Below are 14,464 nucleotides of genomic sequence, written 5' to 3' on the forward strand. Positions count from 1 at the left end.
GCGTCGACGTGAACAGTGGACCAGTGCATCGTCGGTTGGGGCCCGTCGGCTGGGGATATCGGCGAGCGGTGTGCGTGGGGCATCGGGTGAACCTTCGTCGAGCTGGTGAGGCACGTCACACGATGCCGCCCGAGCCGCGAGGAGTCGACGGCCGTTGTACCCGCGGGCATACCTGTTTTTCCGAAAGAAGGAGACCGGTCGGTCCCGAAAATACATCGCGTCGGGCTCGCCGTCGTCTCCCACCTGCAGACGAACCGCCGAGTACGTAACCGGACTTGCACCCGGGTACCGCGTGGCATAGGAGGAATGCATGGATGCACGGGATTGGGACGAACGGTACGCGGCGGCGGACATGGTGTGGGGTGCGCCGCCGAACCCCGTCGTCGTCGAGTTCACGGCGGCGCTGCCGCAGGGACGAGCGCTGGATCTGGCGTGCGGTGAAGGCCGGCACTCGTTGTGGCTCGCTACGCGCGGGTGGGAGGTCGACGGTGTCGACTTCTCCGGCGTCGCGATCGAGAAGGCCCGGCTCATCGCCGCGCAGGCACCCAAGCGCAGCCGTGATCGGCTGCGCTACATCCGCGCGGATGTGACCCAGGACGCTTTCGACGGTGAATATGACCTGATTCTCTCGGTATTCCTCCACCTCCCCGCACCTCAGCGGGCAAGCCTGATCGACAATGCGATCAATTCCCTGAAACCTGATGGAATCCTCATATTTCTGGGCCACGATTCGACCAATCCCACACTCGGAACCGGAGGCCCCCAGAACCCCGAAATCCTCTACACCCCAACGGATATAGTGAACGAGATCGACGGCAGACTGGAAATCGTCGTCGCCGAAAGGAGGGCCCGGGAAACGGATTCGGGAACTGCTATCGACGCCCTGGTCGTCGCGCGGAAATCCGGCCTTGGCAGTTAGTTGCCTGGCGAGTAACATAGGGATGTTACCGACGAGTAATAACTTGGGCGGTACTTGACACCACAGCTCGACCGCACCGCACTGGGAGACACAGATGGGCCATTACAAGAGCAACCTCCGCGACCTCGAGTTCAATCTGTTCGAGGTCCTGAAGATCCAGACGCTCCTCGAGGCCGGCAAGTTCGGCGATCTCGACGAGGACACCGCCCGAGGCATCCTGGCAGAGGTCAAGGCCCTCGCCGAGGGCCCGGCCGCCGAAGCCTTCGCCGACACCGACCGCAACCCCCCTGTGTTCGACCCCGAGACCCACTCGGTCTCCCTCCCCGAAGGCTTCAAGAAGGCGTTCCGGGCGTGGTGGGACGCGGGCTACTGGTCCATGGGCATCCCGGAGGAGATCGGCGGCACCGACGCCCCGCGCGCGCTGCTCTGGGCTTCCAACGAGATGATGCTCGGTGCCCAGCCGGCCGCCTTCATGTACGCCGCGGGCCCCGCCTTCGCCGGTGTTCTCTTCGAGAACGGCACCGACGAGCAGAAGAAGTGGGCGGCCACGTGCGTCGAGCGCGGCTGGGGCTCCACCATGGTTCTGACCGAGCCCGACGCGGGCTCCGACGTCGGCGCCGGCCGCACCAAGGCGATCAAGCAGGACGACGGCTCCTGGCACATCGAGGGCGTCAAGCGGTTCATCACCTCGGCCGACTCCGACGACCTGTTCGAGAACATCTTCCACCTGGTCCTCGCGCGCCCCGAGGGCGGAAAGCCGGGTACCAAGGGCCTGTCGCTGTTCTTCGTCCCGAAGTTCCACTTCGACTTCGAGAAGAACGAGCTCGGCGAGCGCAACGGCGTGTTCGTCACCAACGTCGAGCACAAGATGGGCCTGAAGGCCTCCGCGACCTGTGAGGTCACCTTCGGTGGCCACGGCGTCCCCGCCAAGGGCTGGCTCGTCGGCGAGATCCACAACGGCATCGCGCAGATGTTCGACGTCATCGAACACGCCCGCATGATGGTCGGCACCAAGGCCATCTCCACGCTGTCCACCGGCTACCTCAACGCCCTCGACTACGCCAAGGAGCGCGTGCAGGGCGCCGACATCACGCAGATGGCGGACAAGACCGCGCCGCGCGTGACGATCACCCACCACCCCGACGTCCGCCGCGCGCTGGCGATGCAGAAGGCCTACGCCGAGGGCCTGCGCGCCGTGTACCTGTACACCGCCGCTCACCAGGACGCCGTGGTCGCCGAGCAGGTCTCCGGCGCCGACGCCGACCTCGCGCACCGCATCAACGACCTGCTGCTGCCGATCGTCAAGGGTTGCGGCTCGGAGCGCGCCTACCTGTACCTGACCGATGCGCTGCAGACCCTCGGTGGTTCGGGCTTCCTGCAGGACTACCCGATCGAGCAGTACATCCGCGACTCGAAGATCGACTCGCTGTACGAGGGCACCACCGCCATCCAGGCGCAGGACTTCTTCTTCCGCAAGATCGCCCGCGACCGTGGCGTCGCCCTGGCGCACGTCGCCGGCCAGATCAAGCAGTTCATCGACTCGGATTCGGCCGACGAGCGCCTCAAGCCCGAGCGCGCCCTGCTGGCCACCGCGCTCGAGGACGTGCAGGCCATGACCGCGACCCTCACCGGTTTCCTCATGGGCGCGCAGGAGCAGCCGACCGAGCTCTACAAGGTCGGACTCGGCTCGGTGCGCTACCTGCTCGCGTTCGGCGACCTGCTCATCGGCTGGCTGCTCCTGCAGCAGGCCGAGATCGCCCTCGCCGCACTCGACGCCGGCGCCGACGAGAAGGACGTGCCGTTCTACAAGGGCAAGGTCGGGATCGCGTCGTTCTTCGCCAAGAACGTGCTGCCCGAGCTGACCGCGTCGCGCGGCATCATCGCCAACGTCGACACCGACATCATGGAGCTCGACGAAGCGGCGTTCTGATCGCGCCGACCGGGCGGATGAGCCCGGAGGGTTGACAGGCTGTGGCCCCCACCGGATTCCGGTGGGGGCCACGGTGCTTCGCACCGGTGTGCACAATTGGCGCCAGGAACCGCCACAAAGGCACACGGGCGGCAGTTCGGAGACAGGGTGTCAGAAGACGACGACCCCGCGCAGGTTTCGGCCCTCGTGCATGTCGGCGAAGCCCTGGGCGATGTCGTCGAGCTTGTAGGTGGTGGTGATCAGCTCGTCGAGCTTCAGCTTCCCGGACGTGTACAGGTCGATCATCCACGGGATGTCGGCCGTCGGCGTGGAGGCGCCGAAAAGCGAACCCTGAAGCCGCTTCTGGTAGAGCACCAGTTCCATCGGGCTGATCGGGATTCCGACGTCGGTCATCTTGCCGAGGCCGGTGACCACGCAGGTCCCTGCCTTGCGGATCGCCGAGAACGCCTCCGCGATGTGCTCACCGGTCGTGACGCCCACGGTCACGATCGCGGCGTCTGCGCCCTGTCCGTTGGTGTACGAACGCGCGATCTCGGTGGCCTCCGCCATGTCCGCGACCGCGTGGGTGGCTCCGAACTTCAGCGCGCTCTCCCGCTTGAACGGCACGGGATCGACGGCGATGATGCGGGCCGCGCCGGCGTGGGCCGCGCCCTGGACGGCGTTGATGCCGATACCGCCGATGCCCTGGACGATGACCGTCTGACCGGGATAGATCTCGGCGGAGTTCACCGCTGCTCCCCACCCGGTGCCGACTCCGCAGCCCAGCAGGCACAGCTTGTCGAGCGGCAGGTCCTTGTCGACCTTGACTGCCGAATCGACGCTGACGGTGGTGTACTCGCTGAACGTGGACAGTCCGCACGTCTGGGCGACGGGCGCCCCGTCCAGGCTCATACGGAAGCTCGAGGGGTCGTCGGGGCGGGTCCCGGTCATGATGGCGGCGCCGCGGTCGCACAGGTTCTGCAGTCCCTTCGCGCACCATCGGCATCGGCCGCACGCGGCCAGGAACGAGAACACGACGTGGTCACCCTCGCTCCAGCCGTGCGTCTCGGGGCCGACCTGAACGACGACTCCGGCGCCCTCGTGTCCGCCGCAGATCGGGTAGCTGCCCACCGCGTGGTCGCCGACGGCGATGTGGTCGTCGGAATGGCACAGGCCCGCAGCGACCATCTTCACCGTCAGCTCACCGCGCCGCGGTTCGTCGAGTTCGAGGTCGGCGACCTCGTAGGTGCCGGGTGCCCGGCGGATGATCGCGCCACGTGTCTTCACAGTATCGCTCCGAAAGTTGTTGTGGTGGTTCCGATGTGATGGTGCAGAACGGCCGGGATCACTTGCTCACCTGCGCCGACATCGCGGCGCGATATTCCTCTGCGTAGGGCGGCAACATGCCCCATTCGCGACGCGGGTCGTAGTCCGGAGCGACGAACACGGTTCGGGCGTGGCTGAATTCGAGGAAGCCCTCACGGCCGTTGTAGTGGCCGATCCCCGACTCCCCGATGCCGCCGAACGGCGCGTCGAGCATGCCCGCATGCATCATGACCTCGTTGATCGTGACGCCGCCGGAGGTCGTGCCCTCGACGACCGCGCGCTGCTCGTCCTCGTCGTGCCCGAAGTAGTAGAGCGCCAGCGGTTTCGGGCCGGAATTGATCTCGTCGAGAACATCCGCGAGGTCGTCGTACGTGCGGATCACCATGGCGGGACCGAAGATCTCCTCCCGGGAGATCGCCGCCGACGCCGGAGGATCGATCACCAGGCTCAGCGGGCGCCGGCGTTCACCGGTGCTGATCGGCTCGGACGGAACGACCTCCACGCGTGCTCCGAGTTGCTGTGCCTCGCTGATGTATCCGTCGATGCGGGCGGCGTGCCGATCGGAGACGATCGCAGTGACATCGACGTTTCCGGCGATCGTGGGCAGCAGCTCGCCGTAGGTCCGGCCGATTGCGGCGACGAACGATTCGAGGTGCTCCGCCGGGACGTACGCGGTGTCGGCGTTGACGCAGAGCTGACCGCTGTTGGTCGCCTTGCCCACCGCGATGCGGAAGGCCGCGGTGTCCGTATCGGCCGAACGCCCGACGATCACCGGTGATTTTCCGCCGAGTTCGAGCGTGACCGGCACGAGGTTGAGCGCGGCGTTCGCCATCACCGAACGTCCCGCGGCCGCGCTGCCGGTGAACACGATGTGATCGAACGACAGGGCGGTGAGTGCCTGCGCGACCTCCGGCCCGCCGGTCACGACGGCGACGTCACGGGGATCGAGGAACTCCGCAGCCGCCGCGGCCAGCACCTCCGCGGTGCGCGGCACCACCTCGGACGGCTTGAGCACGGCCCGGTTACCCGCCGCCAGCACACCCGCGAGCGGGCTCAGGAGCGTGAACACCGGGGCGTTCCAGGTGCCGATGATCGCGACCGAGCCCTTGGGCTGGTACTGCACCTCGGCGGTGGCTCCGAGCTGGTCGTACGGGGAGAACACCGTCCGCTGCTCGGGCTGCATCCACGTCTCCACATGATCGCGCGCGTATTTCAGCGCGGTCAGCGATCCGAGAATGTCGTTGACGGTCGAGTATCCCGGGTGGCGCCCGCCGAAATCCGCATCGATCGCGTCGACGATCTCGTCGTGGCGGGCCACGAGCATCTCGATCACCGACTCGATCCGCGCCCGGCGGGTCTCGGCGGAACTCGTTCTCTGCGAACGGAACTCCCGTCGCTGATTCTCGAGCAGGTCGCGCAGTTCGGATCCGGTGCTGGTCACAGTGTTCACAGCGGCGATGCTATGAACGACGTCACCCCTGTCCTCCCGATGTCCCGCTCATCGGGACCCGAACGGCGCGACCGTGTTACTCCTCGCCGGCCGATGCGTCGGGCACGGCCGACTCGTCCGTCACGGATTCCGGTTCCGGAGCGCTGCTCGTCGTCGGCTGCGCACCGGGCTGCGGCCGGGCGCTCGTCGTCGGCGACGAACCGGATTCCGGTGCGCTTCCCGGTGCACCGGCGGGGTTCCGCTCCGGTCCCGGAGCGGGCTCGCGCTCTTCCTCCGGTTCGATGCACTCGACGATCGGAACCGGGTCGTACTTGACGGTGCGCGTCGTGCGGGAAAGCTGCGCCCCCGTCTTCGCATCCGTGATCACGCGGGTGTCGCTGACGGTGAAGCCCTGTGCGCCGCTCGACGGAATGCACGCGTCACCGGCCGGAAGAGTGATCTTGTTCGGTGACGTGAACGCCGACCGGTCCCCGGTGAACGACTGCACGTCCACCGTCTTCGTGCCCCAGAGCCGGACCGTGATGTCCGAACTCGTGCCGATGGTCTGGATCAGCACGCCGGTGTCGAACGGGTTCCGGAACTGGAGGTCGATCGCGCCCTCGAACACGGTGGCCTCACGCGCCGCCGGGTACCGCGAGATGTAGTAGCTGTGCTCGGTGTGGGCGACGTCCTCCATGCCGGCGAAATACGTTGCGTTATAGAGGGTCGTCGCGAGCTGGCTGATGCCGCCACCGACGGCCGTGCCGGGCCGGCCGGCCTCGATGATGCCGGACTCGACGTAGCCCTGCGCGGCCCCGCGCGGACCGGTATATCCGTTGAGCGAGAACGTTTCTCCCGGCTTGACGAGCGCACCGTCGATCTCGGAAGCGGCGAGGCGGATGTTCACGCCCGAGGCGTACGAGAAGCCACCGGTGGTGAATTCGCCGACGACCTCGCGGATACCGAGCTTCTCGGCGGCCTCGGTCGTGAGCGCGGGATCCACGGGTGCGTACACGGCCGGGGTGGTTCGGTCGCCCGGCGCGGCCAGCAGCTGGGGCAGCGGCTCGAGAGTCTTCGTCCAGTCGACCAGTTCACCCTTCACCGCGGGCACGATCGTCGGTCCGCCGCCCTCGATGACGATGCGGGCGTCCTTCGGTTCGACCTCGGTTTCCGCGAGCTGCGGACGCAGGAAATCGACCACGGCTTCGGAGTGGTATTCGGGGACCAGGCCGCCCTCACCGTCGGGCACGAACGACAGGATCGTGCCGATCCGGTCGCGGGGCAGGGTCGCCATCGCGTTGTCACGGCCTTGGACCTTCACGTCCGACGCCACCGCGGGTATTGCGATCTCGGTGAGCGCCCGGTCCACCGCTTCGGGTGTGACGGTCACGTCCAGGGTGGTCACCGGCAGCGCGACGTCGCCGAACGCCCACTTCTCGGCGAACACGTCCGCCGCGACCTGGGGATCGAGATTCTGGCCGGGTTGCGGAGACACCGCGACCGGGGTCGCCCCCTCGAAGACGACGGTGCCCTCCCGCGGGGCGCGTTCGGCGCTCGAACGCACTCCTTCGAGCGCGTTCGTGAGGGCCGCGTCGTCGCGGACGGAGACGACGCCGATCTCGTCGGTGCCGAACAGCGACGCCAGCCGGGTGAACGGGTTGAGCGGCTGCGATCCGACGCGGTCGAGCGTGTGCTCCCAGTCGACCTCGAGTCCGGCCTGGGCCGGGACGACCTCGGCGGTGGTGTCGCCGGCGGTGACGGGCACGGGGTTTTCGAGGCGTCGGCCGAGTTCGTCGCGCAGCAGTGCCTCGGCGTCGTCGACCGATTCACCGCCGATTTCGATCCCCGCGACCGTCACGCCGCGCGGGACGTTGCCCGACGACACCGCGAGATCGACGCCGTAGAGAACCGCGAGAGCAGCGGCGACACCGCCGGCCGCGATCGCGATCTTCCGCCACGGCGGTCCCGCAGGCGACGGGGACCCGCCGGTACCGCCCGGTGGTGCCGGGGGCGGTGGGGGCGGAGACGACGGCGGGACCGATCCGCCGGCGACGACCGGAACGACCTCCGTCGCCGCGTCCTCCGCGGATCCCTCCGCCGCACGGCCCTGGTCGGATTCTTCCGCACGGCCCTCGCCGGATTCTTCCGCCGCACTGCCCTCGCCGGATTCGGCAGAGGCGCTGCCCTCCGGCAAACGCTCGGCCGGGGGCTCGGCTGCGGACGCAACCGGCTGGGCGGGCGGTGTGCGCCTGATCGCGGACATGTCGATCGCGACGGTCGGCGCCGAGTCGTCGACGGCGAGTGCCTGCTCGGCCGGCGCCTCGGTCGGTGCCTGCTCGGCAAGTGCCGCGGTGGTTGCCTGCTCCGCCGAAGCCTCGGTGGGTGCCTGCCCGACGAGTGCTACAGCGGTTGCCTGCCCGACAGGTGCTGCGGCGGGTGCCTGCTCGGCCGGTGCTTCTGCGGCACGTTCCGGCTGCAGACCGGCCTGCGGCGCGGTCGGTGGTTCGTCCGGGGTGCGGTCCGCGGCCGGCGGATCGATTCCGACGTCCTTCACGGAGGCCGCGGCGGTCGGTGCCGCAGGCTCGACCGGGGCCGTGGAAGCGACCGGAGATTCGGTCTCCGGCTCGGTGAACACGGGCTTGGTGAACGCGAAGGGCGCGGGTTTCGTCGGCGCAGCCGGCATGGCGGTGGTCGGGATTTCCCAGGGCTTGAGCTGGGTCTGCGGGGGCTCGGAAGCCGACGGGGTCTCCGGCGCGGCGGGCTCACTCTCGGCGACGGACGTGTCCGGGGTGACGGGCTCCTCCGCGACCACCGGCGTCTCCGGCGTCGGGTCCGCGGCTTCCCGCTCGGGTGCCGCGGCGGCGACCTCGGCAGCGATCTCCTCGACGGCGACCTCCCCGGCAACGGCCTCCGCGACAGCGACCTCCTCGACAGCGGGGGCCGCGTCGTTCCGTGCTGCGGACGGTTCGGATGCCGGTGCGGCCTTCGACGGGGTCGGGAGCGGCGCCATCGAGACGAACCGTTCGGTGGGTGCCGGGGCGGTCGGCTCGGCAACGACATCGGGTTTCGCGTCGGCGGCGGTTCCAGCGGTGTGGTCCGGTGCGGCCGCGGCGGCCGTTTCGGGCTTCCTCTCCGGTTCCGCCTCGTTGGGGGGAACGGCACCGCTCATGTTCGCGCGGTCGTCCGCCCCGTTGTTACCACTCACCCGTGTCCTTCCGACTGGGCACCCCACGACCGGGTGCGCCTTTCCATCAAGCGTAAATGCCGGTCCCGGCGGGCTCCGATTCGAGCCCGGCGCAAGGGCACCGGAAACGAGAAAGACCCCGCGTTGCCACCAGGTCGGGGGTCAGGCAGCAATGCGGGGTCGCTAGGTCTATCGACCCTCTCCCCCGGACGTTACAAACCTTCCGGAATTTTTTTCGTGCGGTCTTCTCATGCCTCGAGGATCGCGGTGACGCCCTGTCCCCCGGCCGCGCAGATGGAGATCAGGCCGCGAGCGGGCTTGCCGGTTTCGGCCTTCTTCTCGTGCAGCATCTTGGCGAGCGACGCGACGATCCGGCCACCGGTCGCGGCGAACGGATGCCCGGCCGCCAGGGACGATCCGTTGACGTTGAGCTTGCTGCGGTCGATCGAGCCGAGCGGCGCGTCGAGGCCCAGCCGGCCCTTGCAGTACTCCTCCGACTCGAAGGCCTGCAGCGTCGCGAGCACGACGGACGCGAACGCCTCGTGGATCTCGTAGAAGTCGAAATCCTGCAGGGTCAGGCCGTTGCGCTTCAGCAGGCGCGGGATCGCGTAGGTCGGGGCCATCAGCAGGCCGTCGCCGCCGTGGACGTAGTCGACCGCGGCGGTCTCGGAGTCCACGAGATACGCGAGGACGGGCAGGCTGCGGGCGGCGGCCCACTCCTCGGTGGACAGCAGTGCCGCGGACGCGCCGTCGGTCAGCGGAGTGGAGTTGCCGGCCGTCATGGTGGCGTCGCCGAGCTTCGTGCCGAACACCGGCTTCAGCGTCGACAGCTTCTCGACCGACGAATCGGGGCGGAGGTTGTCGTCGCGGGTCAGGCCGAGGAACGGGGTGACGAGGTCGTCGAAGAACCCGCGGTCGTAGGCGGCGGCCATGTTGCGGTGGCTCGCGGCGGCGAGTTCGTCCTGGTCGGCGCGGGCGATGCCGAATTCCTTGGCGGTGATCGCGGCGTGTTCGCCCATCGACAGGCCGGTGCGGGGTTCGCCGTTGCGGGGGATCTCGATGCCGAGCATCGACGGGCGCACGTGGCCGAGCAGCTTGATGCGGTCACCGGTCGAACGCGCGCGGTTGAGCGACAGCAGGAACTCGCGCAGGTCGTTGTTGACGCCGATGGGCGCGTCGGAGGTGGTGTCGACGCCGCCGCCGATGCCCGCCTCGATCCGGCCCGCGGCGATGGCGTCGCCGACGGCGATGATCGACTGCAGGCCGGTGCCGCAGGCCTGTTGCAGGTCCCACGCGGGCGTGTAGGGGCTGAGCGGGCTGCCGAGCACGCATTCGCGGATCAGGTTGAAGTCGCGGCTGTGCTTGAGGACCGCGCCGCCGACGACGGCGCCGAGCTGCTCACCCTGCAGGTTGAAGCGGCCGACCAGACCCTCGAGGGTCGCGGTGAACATGTCCTGGTTCGAGGCGCGGGCGTACTTGCGGTCGGACCGGGCGAACGGGATGCGGTTTCCGCCGAGGATCGCGACGCGGCGCGACGAGCGCGAAGAGCTGGAACGGGCTTTGGTGGTCACGTGTCGTCTCCCGGTGTTCTGATGGATGCGAACTGTGGATACTATTCTTACTCACGAGTAAGTTATTGTCGACACCGCATGACCTCCGAACCAGAGAAGGTGGAATCGTGGCCGAAACCAAGGGCGCACCCAAGCTCTACGCCCAGTTCATCACCTCCGCACCCGGTGCTTTCCTCGCCAAGCAGTTCGGATTGCCCCAGCCGGAGAAGCTCCGCCGCTACCAGCCGGGGGAACCCCCGCTCGCCGGTCCGGTGCTGCTCGGCGGCAACGGCCGGCTCGTCGAGCCGATCCGCGCGCTGCTCTCCGACTACGTCTTCGCCGAGCCCGACGAGAAGAGCTTCGGCGCCCTGGTGTTCGACGCGACCGGCATCACCGACGCCGCCGGGCTCGAGCAGCTGTTCACGTTCTTCCAGCCGGCCGTCAAGGCCCTCGGTCCGTGCGGCCGCGTCGTCGTCCTCGGCACCACGCCGGAGGAAGCGTCCTCGGTCGACGAGCGCATCGCCCAGCGCGCCCTCGAAGGCTTCACCCGCAGCCTCGGCAAGGAACTGCGCCGCGGCGCGACCGTGCAGCTCGTGTACGTCTCGCCGAAGGCACCCGCCGGGCTGTCCGGTGTCGAATCCACCCTGCGCTTCCTGCTCTCCGCCAAGTCCGCATTCGTCGACGGCCAGGTCGTGCGCATCGGCGACGGCGAGGCCACCGCGCCCGAGTCCTGGGACAAGCCGCTCGCCGGGAAGGTCGCCGTCGTGACCGGCGCCGCGCGCGGCATCGGTGCGACCATCGCCGAGGTCCTCGCCCGCGACGGCGCGACCGTCGTCGCCGCGGACGTCCCCGCAGCCGGTGAGGCCCTGGCGCAGACCGCGAACAAGGTCGGCGGAACCTCCCTCGCGCTCGACGTCACCGCCCCCGACGCCGGCGACAAGCTCGCTGCACACCTGCTCGAACGGCACGGCGGCGCCGACATCATCGTGCACAACGCCGGCATCACCCGGGACAAGCTGCTCGCCAACATGGACGCGGGCCGCTGGAACTCGGTGATCGGCGTCAACCTCATCGCTCCCCAGAAGATCACCGACGTGCTCGTCGAGAAGGGTGCGCTGAAGGAGGGCGGCCGCGTGATCGACGTGTCGTCGATCGCCGGGATCGCCGGCAACCGCGGCCAGACCAACTACGGCGCGTCCAAGGCCGGGGTCATCGGTCTCGTGCAGGCCACCGCACCGGTGCTGGCCGAGAAGAACATCACCGTCAACGCCGTCGCACCCGGCTTCATCGAGACCGCGATGACCGCCGCGATCCCGCTCGCCACCCGCGAGGGCGGCCGCCTGATGAGCTCCCTGCAGCAGGGCGGGGAGACCGTCGACGTCGCCGAGACCGTCGCGTGGTTCGCGAACCCGGCGTCGAGTGCCGTCACCGGCCAGGTCGTGCGCGTGTGCGGCCAATCCATGCTGGGGGCGTAGATGGCCGTCATCGAACTCGACTCGGTGCCGTCGATCCTCGACGTCTACTCCCGCGCCGTGCTCTCCGCGCTGCCGGTCGTCGGTGCGTCGGGTGACACGCTGCCCGACGACACGCTGCTGCTGCGCGGCCTCCGCGTCGACCAGGACAACCTCGCCGAGTACGCGAAGGTCTGCGGGCTGCGTTTCGGTGACACCCTGCCGATCACCTACCCGTTCACGCTCGCGTTCCCCCTCGTGATGAAACTGATGGTGTCCAAGGGCTTTCCGTTCGCGGCCATGGGTTCGGTGCACGCGGAGAACGTCATCGAACAGCTCCGGCCGATCTCCGCCACCGAGCCGCTGGACCTCCGGGTGCACGCGGCCGATCTGCGGGAGCACCGCAAGGGCATGCTCGTGGACGTGATCACCGAGATCTCCGTCGGCCGTGAACCGGTCTGGCGCCAGACCTCGACGTTCCTGCACCAGCAGCGCACGTCGCTGTCCGGCGCCCCGAAGCCGGAACCGGAACCCCAGGTGATCCCGCCCGTGCCGACGTCGACCCTGCGGGTGGAGCGCAAGACGATCGACCGCTACGCGGCCGTCTCCGGCGACCGCAATCCGATCCACGTCTCGACCTTGGGTGCCAAGGCATTCGGCTTCCCGCGAACCATCGCGCACGGCATGTGGAGTGCCGCAGCGGCGCTGCGTGCCGTCGAGGGACGTGTCCCGGACAAGGTCACGTACTCGGTGCGGTTCGGGAAGCCGGTGCTGCTGCCCGCGACGGTGAATCTGTACGCACAGCAGGTCGCGGACGGCTGGGACCTGTCCCTGCGGCATCCGGAAAAGCAGTACCCGCATCTGAGCGCCACGCTGCGCTGAGGACGGGACGGCACAACGACTTCGGGTGGACCGGGGCGCGATGGGGGCGTCCCGGTCCACCCGATCCGTGTTCGGGGGTCAGCCGGGCGTATCGGTGCGTCGGCGGCCGGCCAGGCCACGCCACGCGAGGTTCTCGAGCAGATCGGCGGCCTTGGCGACGTCGATCTCACCGCCGGCGATGCGGTCGGCGACCGCCTCACCCGCACCGACCAGCGCGACCGCCATGATGGTGAAGTCCATGTCCGGTTCCGGCTCACGCGTGCTCGATTCGAGCAGGTGCGCGGTCAGTTCGATGAGCCGGTCGCGGCTGCTGCGCACCTGGTTCGCGAAGGCCTGCTGGGCGAGGGCCTGACGGTAGAGCACCATCCACGAGTGCCGGTGCTGGTCGACGAATCCGAGGAACGACTCGAGCGCGACCCGCAGTTGCGCACGCGGCGGCAGGTTGGGATCGCCCGCCGGAGCCAGGGCTTCGACGAACCGCTGCCCCTCCCGGCCGATGCACGCGGCGAACAGTTCGTCCTTCGAGCCGTAGTACAGATACAGCATCGGCTTCGAGATCGACGCGCGCGCCGCGATCGCGTCCATCGACGTCTCGTGGAAACCCTTCTCGGAGAACACCTCCACGGCGGCATCGAGCATCTGCTGTTCCCGCACCGCGCGAGGCAGTCGCTTGGTACCGCCGGCCATGTCTCCTCCATACTGCTCGGGTAACACTCCTTACCCTAGAGTAAGGAGCGCGGGCGGGTTCTCCGGATTTCGGAATCCCGGGAAATCAGCAGTCGAGCGCACCCTTGGCCCGCGCGACCGTGCGCACCGCGTCGTCCACCCGCGCCGCAGGCAACGCGCCCGACCGCACGGACTGCTCGAGATGATCGAGAACCTCGGGCACCTGATCGGTGGTCAGCCACAACGCCTGGTCCACACCGGCGATCAACGCGGCCTCCACCGCTTCGGCGATGCCGTAATTGTCGGTGATCGCGCGCATCCCGGACAGATCGTCGGTGAAGATCACCCCGTCGAACGACGGCGCACCGTACCCGGCGCCGTCCCGCAGCAGCCGCACCGCCGCGGGGCTGATGCTCGCCGGCCGTCCGTCGGTCAGCCCCGGCACGTCCAGATGGCCGATCATCACGGCGACCCCGGACGTGACGAGTTCGCGATAGGGCACGAGATCGATCTGCTGCAGCTGCGCGAGCGGCGGGGCGACCACCGCACCCCTGTGCGAATCACCCGACGCCGAGCCGTGACCCGGAAAGTGCTTGAGTACAGGGAGAATTCCCGCATCGCGCAACCCCCGCGCGTACGCGTCGGCGTACTGCACGACGACCTGCGGATCGTCGGAGTAGGAACGGTCGCCGATCACGTCGTCGTCGGCCCGGTCGGTCACGTCGACATCCGGCGCGAAATCCACGGTGATGCCCAGCTCCCGCAATTCGCGGCCGCGCTCGAGCGCCATCGCGTAGGTTTCCTCGACGCTCATCGTCTGCGCCGTGACCCGCGCCGACGGATCCTCCCCGAGCAGCTCACCGACCCGAGAGACGCGGCCGCCCTCCTCGTCGATCGTCACCATCAGCGGCAGCGGGCTCTGCGCGGCGACCGCGGGGATCTCCCGGTTCGCCAGCATCGACATGTCGGTCCAGCTGCCGACGAAGATGCCGCCGATCTGCTCCGACCGCACGATCGCCAGCGCGTCGTCGGTGCCGGTCACGCCGACGTTGAGCAGCTGCGCGAGCTTCTGCCGCAACGACAGGGACGCGAGCAGATCGTCGCCGCACACCGGCGTGGACGCCGGTGCCGCCACGGGCTCGGTCGTG

At 68.8% G+C, this 14,464-nt stretch carries 10 protein-coding genes; 4 read left to right on the forward strand and 6 right to left on the reverse strand.

Annotation, left to right across the window (positions count from 1 at the left end):
- The first annotated feature begins 310 nt into the window (after positions 1-310).
- Both ACN675_RS15950 and ACN675_RS15955 read left to right on the forward strand, forming a co-directional pair.
- The gene (locus tag ACN675_RS15950; protein ID WP_420751770.1) at positions 311-919 is read left to right on the forward strand and encodes a class I SAM-dependent methyltransferase; all 609 of its coding nucleotides are present in this window, start codon (positions 311-313) and stop codon (positions 917-919) included.
- 94 nt (positions 920-1,013) lie between these two features.
- Positions 1,014-2,849, forward strand: a complete 1,836-nt coding sequence (locus tag ACN675_RS15955; RefSeq protein WP_420751771.1) for an acyl-CoA dehydrogenase — start codon at positions 1,014-1,016, stop codon at positions 2,847-2,849.
- A 150-nt stretch (positions 2,850-2,999) separates the two neighbouring features.
- Here ACN675_RS15955 and ACN675_RS15960 read toward each other — a convergent pair whose 3' ends face one another.
- The 4 genes from ACN675_RS15960 to ACN675_RS15975 all read right to left on the reverse strand — a co-directional run bounded on the left by ACN675_RS15960 (position 3,000) and on the right by ACN675_RS15975 (position 10,338).
- A complete protein-coding gene (locus ACN675_RS15960; protein WP_420751772.1) occupies positions 3,000-4,115 on the reverse strand; it encodes an NDMA-dependent alcohol dehydrogenase in 1,116 nt (371 codons plus the stop codon).
- Between the two features lie 58 nt (positions 4,116-4,173).
- Complete coding sequence (locus tag ACN675_RS15965; protein ID WP_420751773.1) at positions 4,174-5,604, reverse strand: aldehyde dehydrogenase family protein; 1,431 nt, start codon at positions 5,602-5,604, stop codon at positions 4,174-4,176.
- Between the two features lie 76 nt (positions 5,605-5,680).
- Positions 5,681-7,846: a VanW family protein gene (locus tag ACN675_RS15970; protein WP_420751780.1), complete on the reverse strand. Its 2,166-nt coding sequence runs from the start codon at positions 7,844-7,846 to the stop codon at positions 5,681-5,683.
- 1,169 nt (positions 7,847-9,015) lie between these two features.
- A complete protein-coding gene (locus ACN675_RS15975; protein ID WP_420751774.1) occupies positions 9,016-10,338 on the reverse strand; it encodes an acetyl-CoA C-acetyltransferase in 1,323 nt (440 codons plus the stop codon).
- Between the two features lie 107 nt (positions 10,339-10,445).
- Between ACN675_RS15975 and ACN675_RS15980 the strand changes: the two genes are divergently transcribed.
- Together ACN675_RS15980 and ACN675_RS15985 are read left to right on the forward strand one after the other, a co-directional pair.
- Positions 10,446-11,792, forward strand: a complete 1,347-nt coding sequence (locus ACN675_RS15980) for a 3-oxoacyl-ACP reductase (RefSeq protein ID WP_420751775.1) — start codon at positions 10,446-10,448, stop codon at positions 11,790-11,792.
- Positions 11,793-12,650: a MaoC/PaaZ C-terminal domain-containing protein gene (locus tag ACN675_RS15985; RefSeq protein ID WP_420751776.1), complete on the forward strand. Its 858-nt coding sequence runs from the start codon at positions 11,793-11,795 to the stop codon at positions 12,648-12,650.
- A gap of 78 nt (positions 12,651-12,728) precedes the next feature.
- Here ACN675_RS15985 and ACN675_RS15990 read toward each other — a convergent pair whose 3' ends face one another.
- The gene (locus ACN675_RS15990) at positions 12,729-13,337 is read right to left on the reverse strand and encodes a TetR/AcrR family transcriptional regulator (RefSeq protein ID WP_420751777.1); all 609 of its coding nucleotides are present in this window, start codon (positions 13,335-13,337) and stop codon (positions 12,729-12,731) included.
- Positions 13,338-13,422: 85 nt separating this feature from the next.
- Positions 13,423-14,464, reverse strand: a 1,042-nt coding sequence (locus tag ACN675_RS15995; RefSeq protein ID WP_420751778.1) for a glycoside hydrolase family 3 N-terminal domain-containing protein, incomplete at its 5' end; no start/stop codon positions are given.

Source organism: Rhodococcus sp. O3, from assembly GCF_048897285.1.
In the GTDB taxonomy this organism is placed as follows: Bacteria; Actinomycetota; Actinomycetes; order Mycobacteriales; family Mycobacteriaceae; genus Rhodococcus.

What these genes read in the sequence shown, in the direction of transcription:
- ACN675_RS15950 (WP_420751770.1), top strand. Translation starts at nt 311, where the DNA reads ATGGATGCACGGGATTGGGACGAACGGTACGCGGCGGCGGACATGGTG.
- ACN675_RS15955 (WP_420751771.1), top strand. Translation starts at nt 1,014, where the DNA reads ATGGGCCATTACAAGAGCAACCTCCGCGACCTCGAGTTCAATCTGTTC.
- ACN675_RS15970 (WP_420751780.1), bottom strand. Translation starts at nt 7,846, where the DNA reads ATGTCCGCGATCAGGCGCACACCGCCCGCCCAGCCGGTTGCGTCCGCA.
- ACN675_RS15985 (WP_420751776.1), top strand. Translation starts at nt 11,793, where the DNA reads ATGGCCGTCATCGAACTCGACTCGGTGCCGTCGATCCTCGACGTCTAC.
- ACN675_RS15990 (WP_420751777.1), bottom strand. Translation starts at nt 13,337, where the DNA reads ATGGCCGGCGGTACCAAGCGACTGCCTCGCGCGGTGCGGGAACAGCAG.